Source organism: uncultured Faecalibacterium sp., assembly GCF_900066275.1.
Taxonomy (GTDB): domain Bacteria; phylum Bacillota; class Clostridia; order Oscillospirales; family Ruminococcaceae; genus Faecalibacterium; species Faecalibacterium taiwanense.
The window spans coordinates 21,190-35,431 of the sequence record NZ_FMFG01000005.1 but is presented as its reverse complement, the minus strand read 5'-3'; the positions used below and the strand labels follow the sequence as shown (position 1 = coordinate 35,431).

11 protein-coding genes are annotated in these 14,242 nt (G+C 57.2%); all 11 read left to right on the top strand.

What is annotated here, in order from left to right; genetic code table 11:
- The first annotated feature begins 8 nt into the window (after nt 1-8).
- Entirely contained in the window at nt 9-935 is a 927-nt protein-coding gene (locus tag QZL71_RS03190) for an RluA family pseudouridine synthase (RefSeq protein ID WP_294647714.1), read from the top strand.
- A 174-nt stretch (nt 936-1,109) separates the two neighbouring features.
- The gene (locus tag QZL71_RS03185; RefSeq protein ID WP_243139181.1) at nt 1,110-2,993 is read left to right on the top strand and encodes a M23 family metallopeptidase; all 1,884 of its coding nucleotides are present in this window, start codon (nt 1,110-1,112) and stop codon (nt 2,991-2,993) included.
- A 72-nt stretch (nt 2,994-3,065) separates the two neighbouring features.
- A complete protein-coding gene (gene deoD, locus QZL71_RS03180; protein WP_005940061.1) occupies nt 3,066-3,785 on the top strand; it encodes a purine-nucleoside phosphorylase in 720 nt (239 codons plus the stop codon).
- Between the two features lie 90 nt (nt 3,786-3,875).
- Complete coding sequence (locus tag QZL71_RS03175) at nt 3,876-4,322, top strand: cytidine deaminase (protein WP_005940064.1); 447 nt, start codon at nt 3,876-3,878, stop codon at nt 4,320-4,322.
- A gap of 273 nt (nt 4,323-4,595) precedes the next feature.
- Nucleotides 4,596-5,771: a BMP family lipoprotein gene (locus tag QZL71_RS03170; RefSeq protein WP_005940071.1), complete on the top strand. Its 1,176-nt coding sequence runs from the start codon at nt 4,596-4,598 to the stop codon at nt 5,769-5,771.
- A 294-nt stretch (nt 5,772-6,065) separates the two neighbouring features.
- Nucleotides 6,066-7,580, top strand: coding sequence for an ABC transporter ATP-binding protein (locus QZL71_RS03165; RefSeq protein WP_097782087.1), 1,515 nt, complete (start codon nt 6,066-6,068; stop codon nt 7,578-7,580).
- Between the two features lie 3 nt (nt 7,581-7,583).
- Nucleotides 7,584-8,753 carry an ABC transporter permease gene (locus QZL71_RS03160; protein ID WP_294647711.1) on the top strand — a complete coding sequence of 390 codons (1,170 nt, stop codon included), beginning with the start codon at nt 7,584-7,586 and terminating at the stop codon, nt 8,751-8,753.
- Between the two features lies 1 nt (nt 8,754).
- On the top strand, nt 8,755-9,672 hold the full coding sequence (locus QZL71_RS03155; protein WP_223387850.1) for an ABC transporter permease: 918 nt from the start codon (nt 8,755-8,757) through the stop codon (nt 9,670-9,672).
- A gap of 170 nt (nt 9,673-9,842) precedes the next feature.
- Complete coding sequence (locus QZL71_RS03150; protein WP_097774808.1) at nt 9,843-11,162, top strand: thymidine phosphorylase; 1,320 nt, start codon at nt 9,843-9,845, stop codon at nt 11,160-11,162.
- A 168-nt stretch (nt 11,163-11,330) separates the two neighbouring features.
- A complete protein-coding gene (trkA, locus tag QZL71_RS03145; protein WP_097774809.1) occupies nt 11,331-12,701 on the top strand; it encodes a Trk system potassium transporter TrkA in 1,371 nt (456 codons plus the stop codon).
- A 12-nt stretch (nt 12,702-12,713) separates the two neighbouring features.
- Nucleotides 12,714-14,153 (top strand): TrkH family potassium uptake protein, encoded by a 1,440-nt coding sequence (locus QZL71_RS03140; RefSeq protein ID WP_120079498.1) that lies wholly within the window; start codon nt 12,714-12,716, stop codon nt 14,151-14,153.
- The last annotated feature ends 89 nt before the right edge of the window (nt 14,154-14,242 follow it).

The following is a 14,242-nucleotide window of genomic DNA, read 5'->3' as shown; positions in this document are numbered from 1 at the left end:
GGGTGCATATGCGGCTGTTTTTTACGGTGCCCGATACGCCGCAGACCCAAAACGGAGTGCTTCTGCGCAATTTTCTGCGCCAGTGTGCCGTTTCTACCGACCTTGCCCGTGCAGTCAAGTTCCGGGGCAGCGGCTTTTTTTCGGATGGAGATCCTGTCCTTGCCAACCGCAGGGTGTACCCGGGGCAGACGGTCAGCTTTGAGCTGCCGCCGGAAGGGGAAGGCGTGGCCCCGCAGCCGGAGATCCCGGTAAACGTGGTCTATGAGGATGCCTTTGCAGTGGTGCTGGAAAAGCCGCCGCATCTGGCCGTGCACCCCACCCTGAACTACCCCTACGATACCCTTGCCAACGGGTATGCGGCATGGGCTGCGCAGCAGGGCATCAGCCCGGTGTTCCGCCCGGTGAACCGTATCGATAAGGACACCAGCGGCCTTGTTCTGGCTGCAAAGCACGCCTATGCTGCGCCGCTGCTGGCCCGGAATGTGGAAAAACTCTACTATGCCGTTGTGGAGGGAGAGCTGCCGCTGGGTCCGGGCGTGATCGACGCGCCCATTGGCCGCCAGGCGGAGAGCATCATTGGCCGCTGCGTGACCCCGGACGGCAAGCCCAGCCGTACCGAGTATACCATATTAAAGGCAGAAAACGGCCTGAGCCTTGCAGCCTGTGTGCCGGTAACGGGCCGCACCCATCAGATCCGGGTGCATTTTGCGTCCATCGGCCACCCGCTGGCTGGGGATGACCTTTACGGCGGGAGCCGGGAGCGCATTGGGCGGCAGGCGCTGCACTGTGCAAGGCAGAGCTTCCGGGTGCCGGTGTACACCCCGGTGGAGGGCGGAATCCGGGTGGAATGCCCGGCGAATGGAAATAACTGGAAGACTGCTGCGGCGGAAAGCCCGCTGCCGCAGGATATAAAACAGCTTTTTGGTGAAAAGTAAGTGAAAGAACCGCCCAAATTTTGTGACAATGCTTGTTTCAAAGACGGCAGGGTGTATAATAAAATAAGAATGTTGTGTGCATGAGCCTGCTGGAAAGGGCATGTGCGCCCAAGACCGCCGCCGTCTTATCCCGGCACCGTGTGTGCATTGGCGGCAAGGAAGGAGAAAACCCTTTTGATCGAAGACAAGACAAAGGAGCAGCAGCCCGCTTCACCGGTAAAACCGAAACGCGGCCAGAGGCTGCGCTCCCTTTGGGCACAGCTGCAATGCATGGGGCTTTTGCACCGGCACCGGCTGCGCCGTAAAACCCAGAATCATGTGAATGATTTTGGCAGAAAGCTTGCCCAGAATTCTGCCGTGCCAGTCATCGGGGAGACGCTGTATGCACTGGGCTATTCTACAGAGTATGGATTCGTCCGCGTTGGGCGCGGCCTGCGCAGCGGCTGGCTGTGGCTGTGGCAGGCATTTACGACACTGCTGGCAAATGCTGCGGCAATGGCGTTCCCGGGGGCAGCGCAGATGTTCCGGGACCTGTTCGGCCCGATCTGGCTGTTCTTCCGGGGCTGCGGTTCGCTGCTGGTGCACGCCCAACGGGTGCGGAAAGAAAAAGGCTTTGCCGCAGCCTGCAAAGCCAGCGTACATTATCTGGCCAGCGGCGTGCGCCGCAACCTGAAAACACTGCCGCGCATGGCCATGTATGTGCTGCCGGTGTGCGCACTGGCCGTTATGGTGACCGTGTTCAACCATACCGTCCGCCAGCCTTATGCGCTGGAGGTGCAGGTGAACGGTCAGACCGTCGGCTATGTGGCCAATGAGGATGTGTTCAACTCGGCCCGTGAGGCGGTGCAGGAGCGTATCAACTACGCAGACACCGACCATGCAAAGTGGACCGTGGAGCCTACCTACACCGTTACCGTGGCCCACAAGACCATGGATGAAAACGAGATGGCGGACGCGATCCTGAAGAGCGCCAGCGACGAGATCAGCGAGGGCACGGCCCTGTATCTGGATGGCGAGCTGACCGCAGTGTGCAGCGATGGTGTCAGCCTGCAGAGCTACCTGAGCAGCCTGCTGGAACCCTATGAGGACCCTGAGAACTCCAACGTGACCGTGGGCTTCAACAAGGAAGTCACGCTGGAAAACGGCATCTACTTCAACGACAGCTTTCAGGACGAAGCGGATGTGGAAAAGGAACTTTCCGGTGTGCAGCAGCAGGAAAAGATCTACACAGTGGGCGCAGGCGACACGCTATGGAGCATCGCCCAGAAAAACGACCTCACCTTCCGTGAGCTGTGCGAACTGAATACCAATTTCAAGGGCGCGCCCCTGAACGAGAAATCTAACATTCAGGCCGGTGATGAGCTGATCGTGACCAAGCAGGAAGCTACGCTGGAAGTGCGCATCACCAAGGTGGAGACCTGGCAGGAGGAAATCCCCTATACCACCGAGACCACCACCTCCAACGAGTACACGGTGGGTACCAAGAAAACGGTGCAGAACGGTGTGAACGGCCTGCGTCAGATCACGGCGCAGCGTGTTTATAACACCGATGGCATCCAGCTTTCCCAGAAGATCCTGAGCACGGAAGTGGTGCAGGAGCCTGTCACGGAAAAGATCGTGAAGGGCACCAAAAAGGTGACCAGCAGCACCAGCTACATCACCGGCAGCGGTCAGTTCATCTGGCCGGTGCCCGGCTACCGGAACTGCTCGCGCTGGTACGGCGGCAGCCACAAGGGTGTGGATATCTGTGCGGCTGCCGGTACGCCCATCTACGCATCGGCGGGCGGCACCGTGACCAAGGCCGGCTACAACAAGGCCGGTGCCGGTACGGGTTATGGCTACTCCATCATCATCAGCCACGGCAGCGGCTACACCACGGTGTATGCGCACTGTCTGTCGCTGGCGGTGCACTCTGGTCAGACGGTCAAGCAGGGCCAGCTGATCGGCTATGTGGGCAGCACCGGACGCTCCAGCGGCAACCACTGCCACTTTGAGATCCGCCGCAACGGCAGCTACATCGCGCCGCAGAATGTGTTCAACCGCAGAAAGTATAGGTAAGTTTGCAGAGGGCTTTTTCTCCGGAGAAGGCCCATCTGCTGTATTATGTAACAGAAAAGGAGAGATGATCTTATGTCTACCCCTCACATCAGTGCTGAAAAAGGCGATTTTGCAAAGACCGTCCTGATGCCGGGCGATCCTCTGCGTGCAAAATTCATTGCGGACACCTTCCTCAAGGATGTGCGTCAGGTGACCGGCGTGCGCGGCATGCTTGGCTTTACCGGCACTTACGAGGGCCGTCCCATCAGCGTGATGGGCAGCGGCATGGGTATGCCGTCCATCGGCATTTATTCCTATGAGCTGTTCAAGTTCTACGATGTAGAGAACATCATCCGCATCGGCTCTGCCGGCAGCTATACCGACAAGGCCAAGCTGTTTGACGTGGTGCTGGCCGCCGGTGCTGTGAGTGAGAGCAACTATGCCCGTGTGCAGAGCGGCTTTGAAGGGGACATCACGCTGCCCAGCCAGAGCCTGAACGACAAGCTGCGCGCTTCTGCCGCAAAGCAGGGCATCCCCCTCATCGAGGGAAACATCCACTCTTCGGATGTGTTCTACCGTCAGCCCTCCGATGCAAAGCCCACCTACTGGGAAAAGCTGCGCGACGAGCGCGGCTGCCTGTGCGTGGAGATGGAGAGCTTTGCCCTGTTTGCCAATGCACAGGTGCTGGGCAAGAACGCTGCCTGCCTGCTGACCATTTCCGACAGCTTTGTTTCGCCGGAAATCACCACGGCAGAACAGCGCCAGAAGAGCTTTACCGATATGATGAAGGTAGCACTGGGTGCAGAATACTAAGCGTTAAAAACGCATTTCAGCGCGGTTTGCCTGCAAAAGGGCTTGCCGCGCTGTTTTCGACCCCTGAAAACCAAAAAAGGAGTGACGGATATGACAAACCTGACCCTGGAAGAAAAGAAGGAGCTCATCCGCATGGCACTGGCTGCACGGGAAAAAGCCTATGTGCCCTACAGCGATTTTATGGTGGGCGCTGCCCTGCGCGCCAAGGATGGCCGCATTTTTACCGGCTGCAACGTGGAGAACGCTGCCTTTACCCCCACCAGCTGTGCAGAGCGCACGGCTCTGTTCAAGGCGGTGGCCGAGGGTGTGACCGAGTTCACAGACATTGCTGTGGTGGGCAGCCGCCGCGGCGAGGTGAACGAGCAGATCACTTCTCCCTGCGGGGTGTGCCGCCAGGCTCTGTTTGAATTCGGCGGGCCGGAACTGAACGTTATCATGGCAAAGACACCGGAAGACTTTATCGAGCGCAGCATGGACGAACTGCTGCCCTTCGGTTTTGGCCCCTCCAATGTGGCGGGCAACCGTGCCGTGAAGTGACGGGATAAAAACGCAGAGGTGCACTGCAGGACAATAAAGTGACGGCAATACGTGCATTGTGTGCCAAAGCACAGAGAACGCACGGAACTACGGCAAATTTGTGCATAAATACTACTTTTGATAAAAACTTACAAAATTATTGTAAAGATTTTGTAATCGGAATTCGCTTGCATCTGACACGGCTTGCCGTTATACTTGAGCCAGTAAATGTGCAGTTCTGCGCATTTTATTTGTTTGACGCAATTTTATTAAAAATAAAAGGAGAGTTTGATTATGATGATTTCTCGTCGTAATTTCCTGGCTGTGGCTGGTGCCGCTGCCGCTGCCGCTGCTCTGACCGCTTGCGGCGGTTCTTCCGCTTCTTCTACCAGCACCGCTTCTTCCGCTGCTGCTTCTACTGCTTCCTCTGCTGCTGAGGGCGGTGAGAAGATCGTCAAGGTCGCTCTGACCTGCGATACCGGCACGATCGATGATGAGAGCTTCAACCAGGCATGCTGGACTGCTGTTTCCGGCTACATGGGCGATGACTGCCAGTACTACATTCCCGAGGCTGATGCTTCCGATGAGGACCGCGAGACCATGATCCGTCAGGCTGTCAACGACGGCGCTGATGTGATCGTCTGTGTCGGCTACCTGTACGGCGCTTCTCTGGCATGGGCTGCTGACCAGTATCCCGATGTCAAGTTCATCGCCATCGATGTGACTCAGGGCGATATCGGCACCGACGCTATCCCTGCTAACTGCTACTGCATCACCTTCAAGGAGGAGCAGGCAGGCTATCTGGCAGGCTACGCCATCGCAAAGGACGGCAAGACCAAGCTGGGCTTCCTGGGCGGCATGGCTGTTCCCGCTGTTATCCGTTACGGCTACGGCTTCGTGCAGGGCGCTGACGCTGCTGCTGCTGAGCTGGGTCAGAACATCGAGATCAACTACTTCTATGGCGGCCAGTTCTACGGCGATGCAAACATCACCTCCCGTATGGAGGGCTGGTACTCCAACGGCACTCAGGTCGTCTTTGCCTGCGGCGGCGGCATCTACACCTCCGCTGTTGAGGCTGCTCTGAAGAACAATGGCTACGTCATCGGCGTTGACGTTGACCAGAACTACATCGGTGCAAACGGCGTTGCAGATGGCACCTACGCTTATAACCCGTTCATCACCTCTGCTATGAAGGGCCTGTCCGAGGCTGTCAACACTGCTCTGGCTGATATCGATGCCGGCAGCTGGGACGACATCGCAGGTTCCAATGGCAACTTCGGTCTGGAGGACGGCGATTATATCGGCCTGCCCACCGATGCAGACAGCTGGAACTTCGAGTCCTTCACCACCGACGAGTACGAGGAAGTCAAGGGCAAGATCAAGAGCGGCGAGATCACTGTTGATAACAGCTCCGACGACGCTACCAAGCCCACCGTCAGCGAGTTCACCACTGTCAACTACATCCAGTAAGCTGTTGTCCGGCAGGCCTGCCTGCGGACGATCGATAGTTCTTTTCAAAGCGGGGCATCCTGTAACGGGGTGTCCCGCTTTTTTTGTCTTCTATTGGCGTAATGCGGGAAAAATGCAGCGTACTCTTCGTGAAAAGAGTACAAAAGTAATACTATTGTCTGTGCTTTCTGCCAAAAAGCAAAAAAGACATGTGCAAATTGCCGCAAATCAGGTATAATGGAACTTAAAGAAGTATCGGTGTCGAAACGACACGAAAGGAGAGTGAGCAGATTGGCAGAGGATTTTGTGATCGAAATGCTCCACATTACCAAGGAGTTCCCTGGAATCAAGGCAAACGACGATATCACCCTGCAGCTGCGCAAAGGCGAGGTACATGCCCTGCTGGGCGAGAACGGCGCCGGCAAAAGTACGCTGATGAGCGTGCTGTTTGGCCTGTACCAACCGGAAGCTGGTCAAATCCGCAAAAACGGCAAGGAGGTTGTCATTCGCAACCCCAATGATGCAAACGCACTGGGCATCGGCATGGTGCACCAGCACTTCAAGCTGGTGGAATGCTTCAGCGTGCTGGACAACATCATTCTGGGGGTGGAACCCAACAAGATGGGCTTTTTGCAGAAGGCCGAGGCACGCAAAAAGGTGATGGCCCTGAGCGAAAAGTACGGCCTGCGCGTGGACCCGGATGCACTGATCAGCGATATCTCTGTTGGTATGCAGCAGCGCGTTGAGATCCTGAAGATGCTGTACCGCGACAACGAGATCCTGATCTTCGACGAGCCTACCGCAGTGCTGACCCCGCAGGAGATCGACGAACTGATGGAGATCATGCGCGGGTTCAAGAAGGAAGGCAAGTCCATCCTGTTCATCACCCACAAGCTCAACGAGATCATGGCGGTGGCAGACCGCTGCACCGTTCTGCGCAAGGGCAAGTATATGGGCACCGTGGACATCAAGGACACCACCAAGGAAGAGCTTTCCCGCATGATGGTTGGCCGTGATGTGCAGCTGCAGGTGGACAAAAAGCCCGCAGACCCCGGCAGGGTGGTGCTGGATGTGGAAAACGTTACCATGCACAGCGCCCAGCACAAGAAGGACGCAGTCCGGGATGTCTCTTTTCAGGTGCACGCCGGTGAGATCGTCTGTCTTGCCGGTATCGAGGGCAACGGTCAGACCGAGTTCGTCTACGGCCTGACCGGTCTGGAAAAGATCAGCAGCGGCAAGATCACACTGGACGGCAAGGACATCACCAACGAGTCCATCCGTCAGCGCTCCAAGGACGGCATGAGCCATATCCCGGAGGACCGCCACAAGCACGGCCTTGTGCTGGATTACAGTCTGGAAAACAACATGGTGCTGCAGCGCTACTGGCAGCCCGAGTTCCAGAAGGGCGGCTTTATCCGCAGCGATAAGGTGCGCGAATATTCCGATAAGCTCATTGCCCAGTACGATGTGCGCAGCGGTCAGGGCAGCCTGACCACCGTGCGCAGCATGTCCGGCGGCAACCAGCAGAAGGCCATCATTGCCCGTGAGATCGATAAGGACCCGAAGCTCTTGGTGGCAGTCCAGCCAACCCGCGGTCTGGACGTTGGTGCAATTGAATACATCCACCGTCAGATCGTGGCCGAGCGCGATAAGGGTACGGCCGTGCTGCTGGTCAGTCTGGAGCTGGACGAGGTGATGAACCTGTCCGACCGCATCCTTGTGATGTACGAGGGCGAGGTCGTGGGCGAATTTGACCCCAAGACCACCACCGTGCAGGAGCTGGGCCTGTATATGGCAGGCGCACGCAAGCAGGGAAAGGAGAGCAAATAACACATGAACAAGAAAAAACTTTCCCACAGCAGTCTGAACAGCTCCATCACCAGTGTGCTGGCTGCTCTGCTGTGCATCCTGATCGGCCTTGTGGTCGGTTTTCTGGTGCTGCTGGCCATCAACCCGGCCCACGCATGGGGCGACGGCTTTGTGCGCATCCTGAAGGGCGGCTTCCATGACGCACCCTACGGTGTCGGCAAGGAGCTGGCAAATGCGGCTCCCCTCATTATGACCGGTCTGTCCGTGGCCTTTGCCTTCAAGACCGGCCTGTTCAACATCGGTGCGGCGGGTCAGTACACGCTGGGCGCTTACGGCGCTTTGTACTGCGCCATCATGCTCAAGCTGCCATGGTTCGTCTGCCTGATCGTAGCCACCATTCTGGGCGGCATCTGGGGTGCGATCCCCGGCTTCTTCAAGGCCTACTTCAACATCAACGAGGTCATTACTTCCATCATGTTCAACTGGATCGGCCTGTATCTGGTCAATGAGCTCATTTACCAGAACGGCACCGGCCCCATGTACGATGTGCGCAACACCCGTACCATGAACCTGAGCAAGAACGCCGATTACGCTCAGTCCATCATCCCGGATTTCGGCCTGAACAAGCTGTTCCAGACCAACAGCACCACCATTGCCATCTTCCTGGCGGCAGCAGTGGCAGTTCTGATCTGGGTGGTGCTGAACAAGACCACCTTCGGCTACGAGCTCAAGGCTGTGGGCTTGAACAAGAGCGCTGCCCGCTACGCCGGCATCAACGAGAAGAAGAACATCATCCTCTCCATGGCCATTGCCGGTGCACTGGCCGGTTTTGGTGCGGGCCTGTACTATCTGTCCAATGTGTCCCAGTGGAACCCGCTGAACTCCACCAGCCTGCCGACAATGGGCTTCAACGGCATTTCCGTTGCACTGCTGGCAAGCTCCAACCCCATTGGCACCATTTTCTCGGCAATCTTCATTTCCCATATCTCGGTGGGCGGCTCCTTCCTTTCCACCAAGTATTACCCCACTGAGATCTCGGACCTGATCAGCGGTATCATCATCTACCTGTGTGCATTCTCCATGCTGTTCCGCGGCAAGATCCACGCACTGCTGTTCAAGAATGCCGATAAAACCAATGTGAACGCAGAGCCTGCTGCTCCTGCAAAATCTGCAACCGAAAAGGAGGGCAAGTGATATGCTGCTTCTGATCAAATATACGCTGCTGTATGGCATCGTTCTGATGCTGGTGGCACTGGGCGGTATGTTCAGTGAGCACTCCGGCATCATCAACATTGCACTGGAAGGCATCATGGTCATTGGCGGTGTGGCGGGTGTTCTCACCCTGACCATGCTGCCTGCCGAAATGCCGGTCTTCCTCGTGGTGCTGATCTCTGTTCTGGTGGCGGCACTGGCCGGTATGGTGTACAGTCTGCTGCTGGCCTTTGCCTCCATCAACCTGAAGGCGGATCAGACCATTGGCGGCACAGCCCTGAACCTGCTGGCTACTGCTATTGCGGTGGTCATTGCCAAGTATTTCAGCGAGAGCGGCAGTGCAAAGCTGAACTACGCCAACAAGCCCTTCCTGTTCAGCATCGGCGGGCTGGAACTGAGCATTTTTGTGCCGCTGGGCATCATTCTGCTGATCATCAGCTATGTGGTGCTGTACAAGACCCGCTTTGGCCTGCGCCTGCGTGCCTGCGGCGAGCATCCGCAGGCAGCGGACTCTGTGGGCATCAATGTCTACAAGATGCGTTATGCCGGTGTTGTCATTTCCGGTGCACTGGGTGCGATCGGCGGCATGGCCTACATCGTGCCCCCGGTGCAGACCTGGAACTTTGAGGTGGGCGTGGCCGGCGCAGGCTTCCTTGCCATGGCTGTTATGATCTTTGGCCAGTGGAAGCCCTTCAACATCTTTGGCGCAGCCATGTTCTTTGCTGTGTTCAAGAGTCTGGCAAACATTGCAGACTCCACCTTCCTGGCACAGCTGCACTGGTCCAGCAACATCTACAACATGATGCCGTTCGTGGCGTCCATGATCATTCTGGCGTTTACCTCCAAGAACAGCATGGCACCCAAGGCAGAGGGCATCCCCTACGACAAGGGATCCCGCTAAAACGACGATTTGTGTTCCCCAAAAAGGGCGCAGCTGCTTTTTCGGACGGCTGCGCCCTTTTTGACTTAAAATTGGGCAAAGTTTACAGAATAATACTTGCTTTTGTTTGGAATTTTGCTATACTATATCTTATAATGTCGTACTATTGAAAAAACGAGGAGCGTGATACGATGCGCGTTTATGATCTGATCGCAAAAAAGCGTGATGGCGGTACGCACAGCCGTGAGGAGCTGGAGCAGATCGTCAATGGCTATGTCAGCGGAGAAGTGACTGATTACCAGATGGCTGCATGGATGATGGCTGTCTATCTGCGCGGCATGACCGATGAGGAGACCGCAGAGCTGACCGATGTGATGGCTCACAGCGGTGTGATGGTGGATCTTTCGCCCATTCCGGGCATCAAGGTGGACAAGCACTCCACCGGCGGCGTAGGTGACAAGACCACGCTGGTCATTGCCCCCATCGTGGCGGCCTGCGGCGTGAAGATCGCCAAGATGAGCGGCCGGGGCCTTGGCCATACCGGCGGCACCATCGATAAGATGGAGAGCGTGCCCGGCACCAGAACCGCCCTCTCACAGGAGGAGTTCTTTGCGCAGGTGAACAGGATCGGCCTGTCGGTCATTGGCCAGAGCGAGGGCATTGCCATTGCCGACAAAAAGATGTACGCCCTGCGGGATGTGACCGCGACCGTCAGCTGCATCCCACTCATCGCATCCAGCATTATGTCCAAGAAACTGGCTTCCGGCTCGGATGCCATCCTGCTGGATGTGACCACCGGCACCGGAGCTTTTATGAAAACGGTAGACCAGAGCATTGAGCTGGCCAAGCTGATGGTATCCATTGGCACCCATCACGGCCGCCGGGTGGCTGCCATGATCACCGATATGGACACCCCGCTGGGCCATAACATTGGCAACAGTCTGGAAGTCATGGAAAGCATGGATGTGCTCAAGGGCCATGGCCCCGCCGACCTGACCGAGGTCTGCCTGCAGCTGGCGGCGAACATGCTGGTGCTGGCCGATAAGGGCACTCCTGCCGAGTGCCGCGCCATGGCCGAGGCGGTGATTGCCGATGGGTCTGCCTTTGCTAAGTGCAAGGAGATGTTTGCGGCGCAGGGCGGCGATACCCGCGTGCTGGACGATTACAGCCTGTTTGAGCAGCCCGCGGCAAGCTTTGAGCTGCTGGCAGAGCAGGACGGTTACATTGTGGCGAACGATGCCGAGAAGATTGGCTCTGCCAGCGTGCTGCTGGGTGCGGGCCGACAGAAAAAGGGCGACCCGCTGGATTTTGCCGCCGGCATCACCCTGCATAAAAAGCGCGGCGACTACGTAAAGAAGGGCGAGAGTCTGGCTACCTTCTACGGCGCAGCCGATAAGTTTGAAGCTGCCGCCGCCGAGTACCGCAGCGGCCTTGGATACGGCCCTGAGAAGCCGGAGGAAGCCCCGCTGGTGTATGCCCTTGTAACGAAGGACGGCGTGGAGCGCTATTAAATGAAATAAAAGCTTCCGGGACGGTTTCTCCCGGGGCTTTTTTGCGTCATTTGGCAGGTTTTTGTTGCATAATGTGGAAAACAGTGGAACTTTGGCAGGAGATATGGTATACTATGATGGATTTGTGCTGTCCCGGCAGAAGGGACGCGGAAAGAGAAAGGACTTGTTATGAAGATCATTCTGGTGGGCGGCGGCAAGGTTGGTACTGCGCTGGCGCGGCAGCTCAGTGAGGAAGACCATAATGTGACCATTGTGGATACCAACAAAGCGCGTGTAGAGCACCTGACTGAAAGCTACGATGTGCTGGGCATCGTGGGCAACGGTTCCTCGATCACCACGCTGGCAGAGGCCGGCATTGAAGACGCGGATGTGTTCATTGCCGTGACCGGTTCGGATGAGCTGAACCTGCTGTGCTGCATGTTTGCCAAAAAGGCGGGCCACTGTCATGCAATTGCCCGTGTGCGCAACCCGTCCTACAGTCATGAGCTGGACTTTATCAAAAAGCAGATCGGCATTTCGGCCATCATCAATCCGGAAATGGCTGCAGCAAAGGAAATCTCCCATCTGCTGCGCTTCCCGGGTGCAAGCAAGATCGACACCTTTGCAGACGGCCGTGTGCGGCTGATCAAGTTTGCACTCACTGCAGAGCAGGGGCTGGATGGCGTGGCCATCCGCGAGATCCCCACCCGCCTGAAGAGCGATATTCTGGTGTGTGCTGTGGAGCGCAGCGGCGGCGTCATCATCCCGAACGGTAACTTTGTACTGCAGAACGGCGATCAGGTCACCTTCCTTGCAACACAGGAAAAGGCCCACGAGTTCTTCCAGCGCATCCACCTGCCGGTGCGCCCGGTGCGCAATGCCTTCATCGTGGGCGGCGGTGCCATCGCCTTCTATCTGAGCCAGGAGCTGCTGGAAAACCATGTGCGTGTGCGCATCGTGGAGCGCGACCCTGCCCGCTGCATGGAGCTGGCCGAGCAGCTGCCCGGCGCACAGATCCTGAACGAGGACGGCTCCAACCGCGAATTCCTGCTCTCGGAGGGCATGGAGTCCACCGAGGCTTTTGTGGCCCTGACCAACATCGACGAGGAGAATGTGCTGCTGACCCTGTTTGCCAAAAAGCACTCCAAGGGCAAGCTGGTCACCAAAGTCAACCGTCTGGAATTTGATGATATTCTGGCCGGTCTGGATCTGGGCAGCGTGGTCTACCCCAAGTACATGACCTGCGATTACATCGTGCAGTATGTGCGTGCACTGCAGAACGAAGCGGGCAGCAACATCAAGACGCTGTACCGCATTCTGGACGACCGCGTGGAAGCGCTGGAATTTACCGTCCACGAGAAGAGCGCTGCCACCGGTGTCCCCCTGAGCCAGCTGCACCTGAAAAAGAATCTGCTGCTGTGCTGCATCACCCGCGGCCATCAGATCCTGATCCCGCGCGGCGGCGACCAGATCCAGGTGGGCGACAACGTGATCGTGGTCACGCTGGAGCATGGTCTGCATGACCTGCGCGATATTCTGGACAAGGGCGCAGAGGGTTGACGGAGGCAGACTATGAATTATGCGATCGTTTTCCGTCTGCTGGGCTATGTCATGCTGATCGAGGGTGCGCTGCTGCTGCTGCCCGCAGCGGCCAGCTGGATCTACGGCGAATGGTTCGTGCTGGGCGTGTTTCTGATCACGGCGGCAGTCAGCGCCGCCATCGGCTACGCCCTGCGCGGCATCAAGCCTAAAAGCAAGATGTTCTATATGCGGGAGGGCTTTGCTGCTACCTCGCTGAGCTGGATCGTCATTTCCATCGTGGGCGCCGTTCCGTTTGTGGTGGCGGGCTGCATCCCGAACCCGGTGGACGCCCTGTTTGAGACGGTGTCCGGCTTTACCACCACCGGTGCCAGCATCCTGCCCGGGGTAGAGGATCTGCCCAAGGGCATCCTGTTCTGGCGCAGCTTCACCCACTGGATCGGCGGCATGGGCGTTCTGGTGTTCCTGCTCTCGCTACTGCCCCTGACCGGCGGCTCCCACGTCAACCTGATGAAGGCAGAAAGCCCCGGCCCTCAGGTGGATAAGCTGGTGCCCAAGGTGCAGTCTACCGCAAAGATCCTGTACGGCATCTACTTTGCACTCACCGTGCTGGAGGTGGTATTCCTGCTGCTGGGCGGCATGCCGCTGTTTGAGTCCATGCTCACGGCCTTCGGTACGGCGGGCACCGGCGGCTTCGGCTTCAAGAACGACAGCTTTACCAGCTTTTCTCCCTACATCCAGTGGGTCGTGACCATCTTCATGATCCTGTTTGGTGTCAACTTCAATGCCTACTTCCTGCTGCTGCTGCGCAAATTCAACCGCGCCATCAGCGAGGAAGTGCGCGGCTACTTCGCCATTATTCTGGTGGCAATTGGCATTATCACGGCCAATATCTACAGCCTTTATAACAGCTTTGGCGAAGCGGTGCGTCAGGCAGCCTTTCAGGTGGGCTCCATCATCACGACCACTGGCTTTTCCAGCTGTGACTTTGACCTGTGGCCCACCCTCTCCAAAGAAATTCTGGTGGTGCTCATGTTCATTGGTGCCTGCGCAGGCAGCACCGGCGGCGGCATCAAGGTGAGCCGCCTCCTCATTCTGGGCAAGACCTTGGGCAAGGAGCTCAAGCAGGCACTGCACCCGCAGGTGGTGGCCCCCGTCCGCATGGACGGCAAGCTGCTCAACCACGAGACCATCCGCACCACCAATGTGTTTATGGGCGCGTATTTCTTCATCTTCGTGGTATCCTTCCTGCTCATCAGTCTGGATGGCTTTGATATGGTGACGAACTTCACAGCCATTGCAGCTACTTTGAACAACATCGGCCCGGGCCTTGCGCAGGTAGGCCCCATGATGAACTTTGGAAGCTTTACGAACCCCGCAAAGCTGGTGATGATCTTCGACATGCTGGCCGGCCGTCTGGAGATCTTCCCGATGCTGGTGCTGTTCCTGCCGGATACATGGCGCAGATTCTAAAAAGCAATTATAAAAAGCCATCTGTGATCTTCCGCTCGTATTGAGCATTTGGAAAGATACAGATGGCTTTTTTGCGCGTAACGGTAAGC

Coding starts and splice junctions, on each gene's coding strand:
- QZL71_RS03190 (WP_294647714.1), top strand. CDS start 9: ATGCGGCTGTTTTTTACGGTGCCCGATACGCCGCAGACCCAAAACGGA.
- deoD (WP_005940061.1), top strand. CDS start 3,066: ATGTCTACCCCTCACATCAGTGCTGAAAAAGGCGATTTTGCAAAGACC.
- QZL71_RS03175 (WP_005940064.1), top strand. CDS start 3,876: ATGACAAACCTGACCCTGGAAGAAAAGAAGGAGCTCATCCGCATGGCA.
- QZL71_RS03170 (WP_005940071.1), top strand. CDS start 4,596: ATGATGATTTCTCGTCGTAATTTCCTGGCTGTGGCTGGTGCCGCTGCC.
- QZL71_RS03165 (WP_097782087.1), top strand. CDS start 6,066: ATGCTCCACATTACCAAGGAGTTCCCTGGAATCAAGGCAAACGACGAT.
- QZL71_RS03160 (WP_294647711.1), top strand. CDS start 7,584: ATGAACAAGAAAAAACTTTCCCACAGCAGTCTGAACAGCTCCATCACC.
- QZL71_RS03155 (WP_223387850.1), top strand. CDS start 8,755: ATGCTGCTTCTGATCAAATATACGCTGCTGTATGGCATCGTTCTGATG.
- QZL71_RS03150 (WP_097774808.1), top strand. CDS start 9,843: ATGCGCGTTTATGATCTGATCGCAAAAAAGCGTGATGGCGGTACGCAC.
- trkA (WP_097774809.1), top strand. CDS start 11,331: ATGAAGATCATTCTGGTGGGCGGCGGCAAGGTTGGTACTGCGCTGGCG.
- QZL71_RS03140 (WP_120079498.1), top strand. CDS start 12,714: ATGAATTATGCGATCGTTTTCCGTCTGCTGGGCTATGTCATGCTGATC.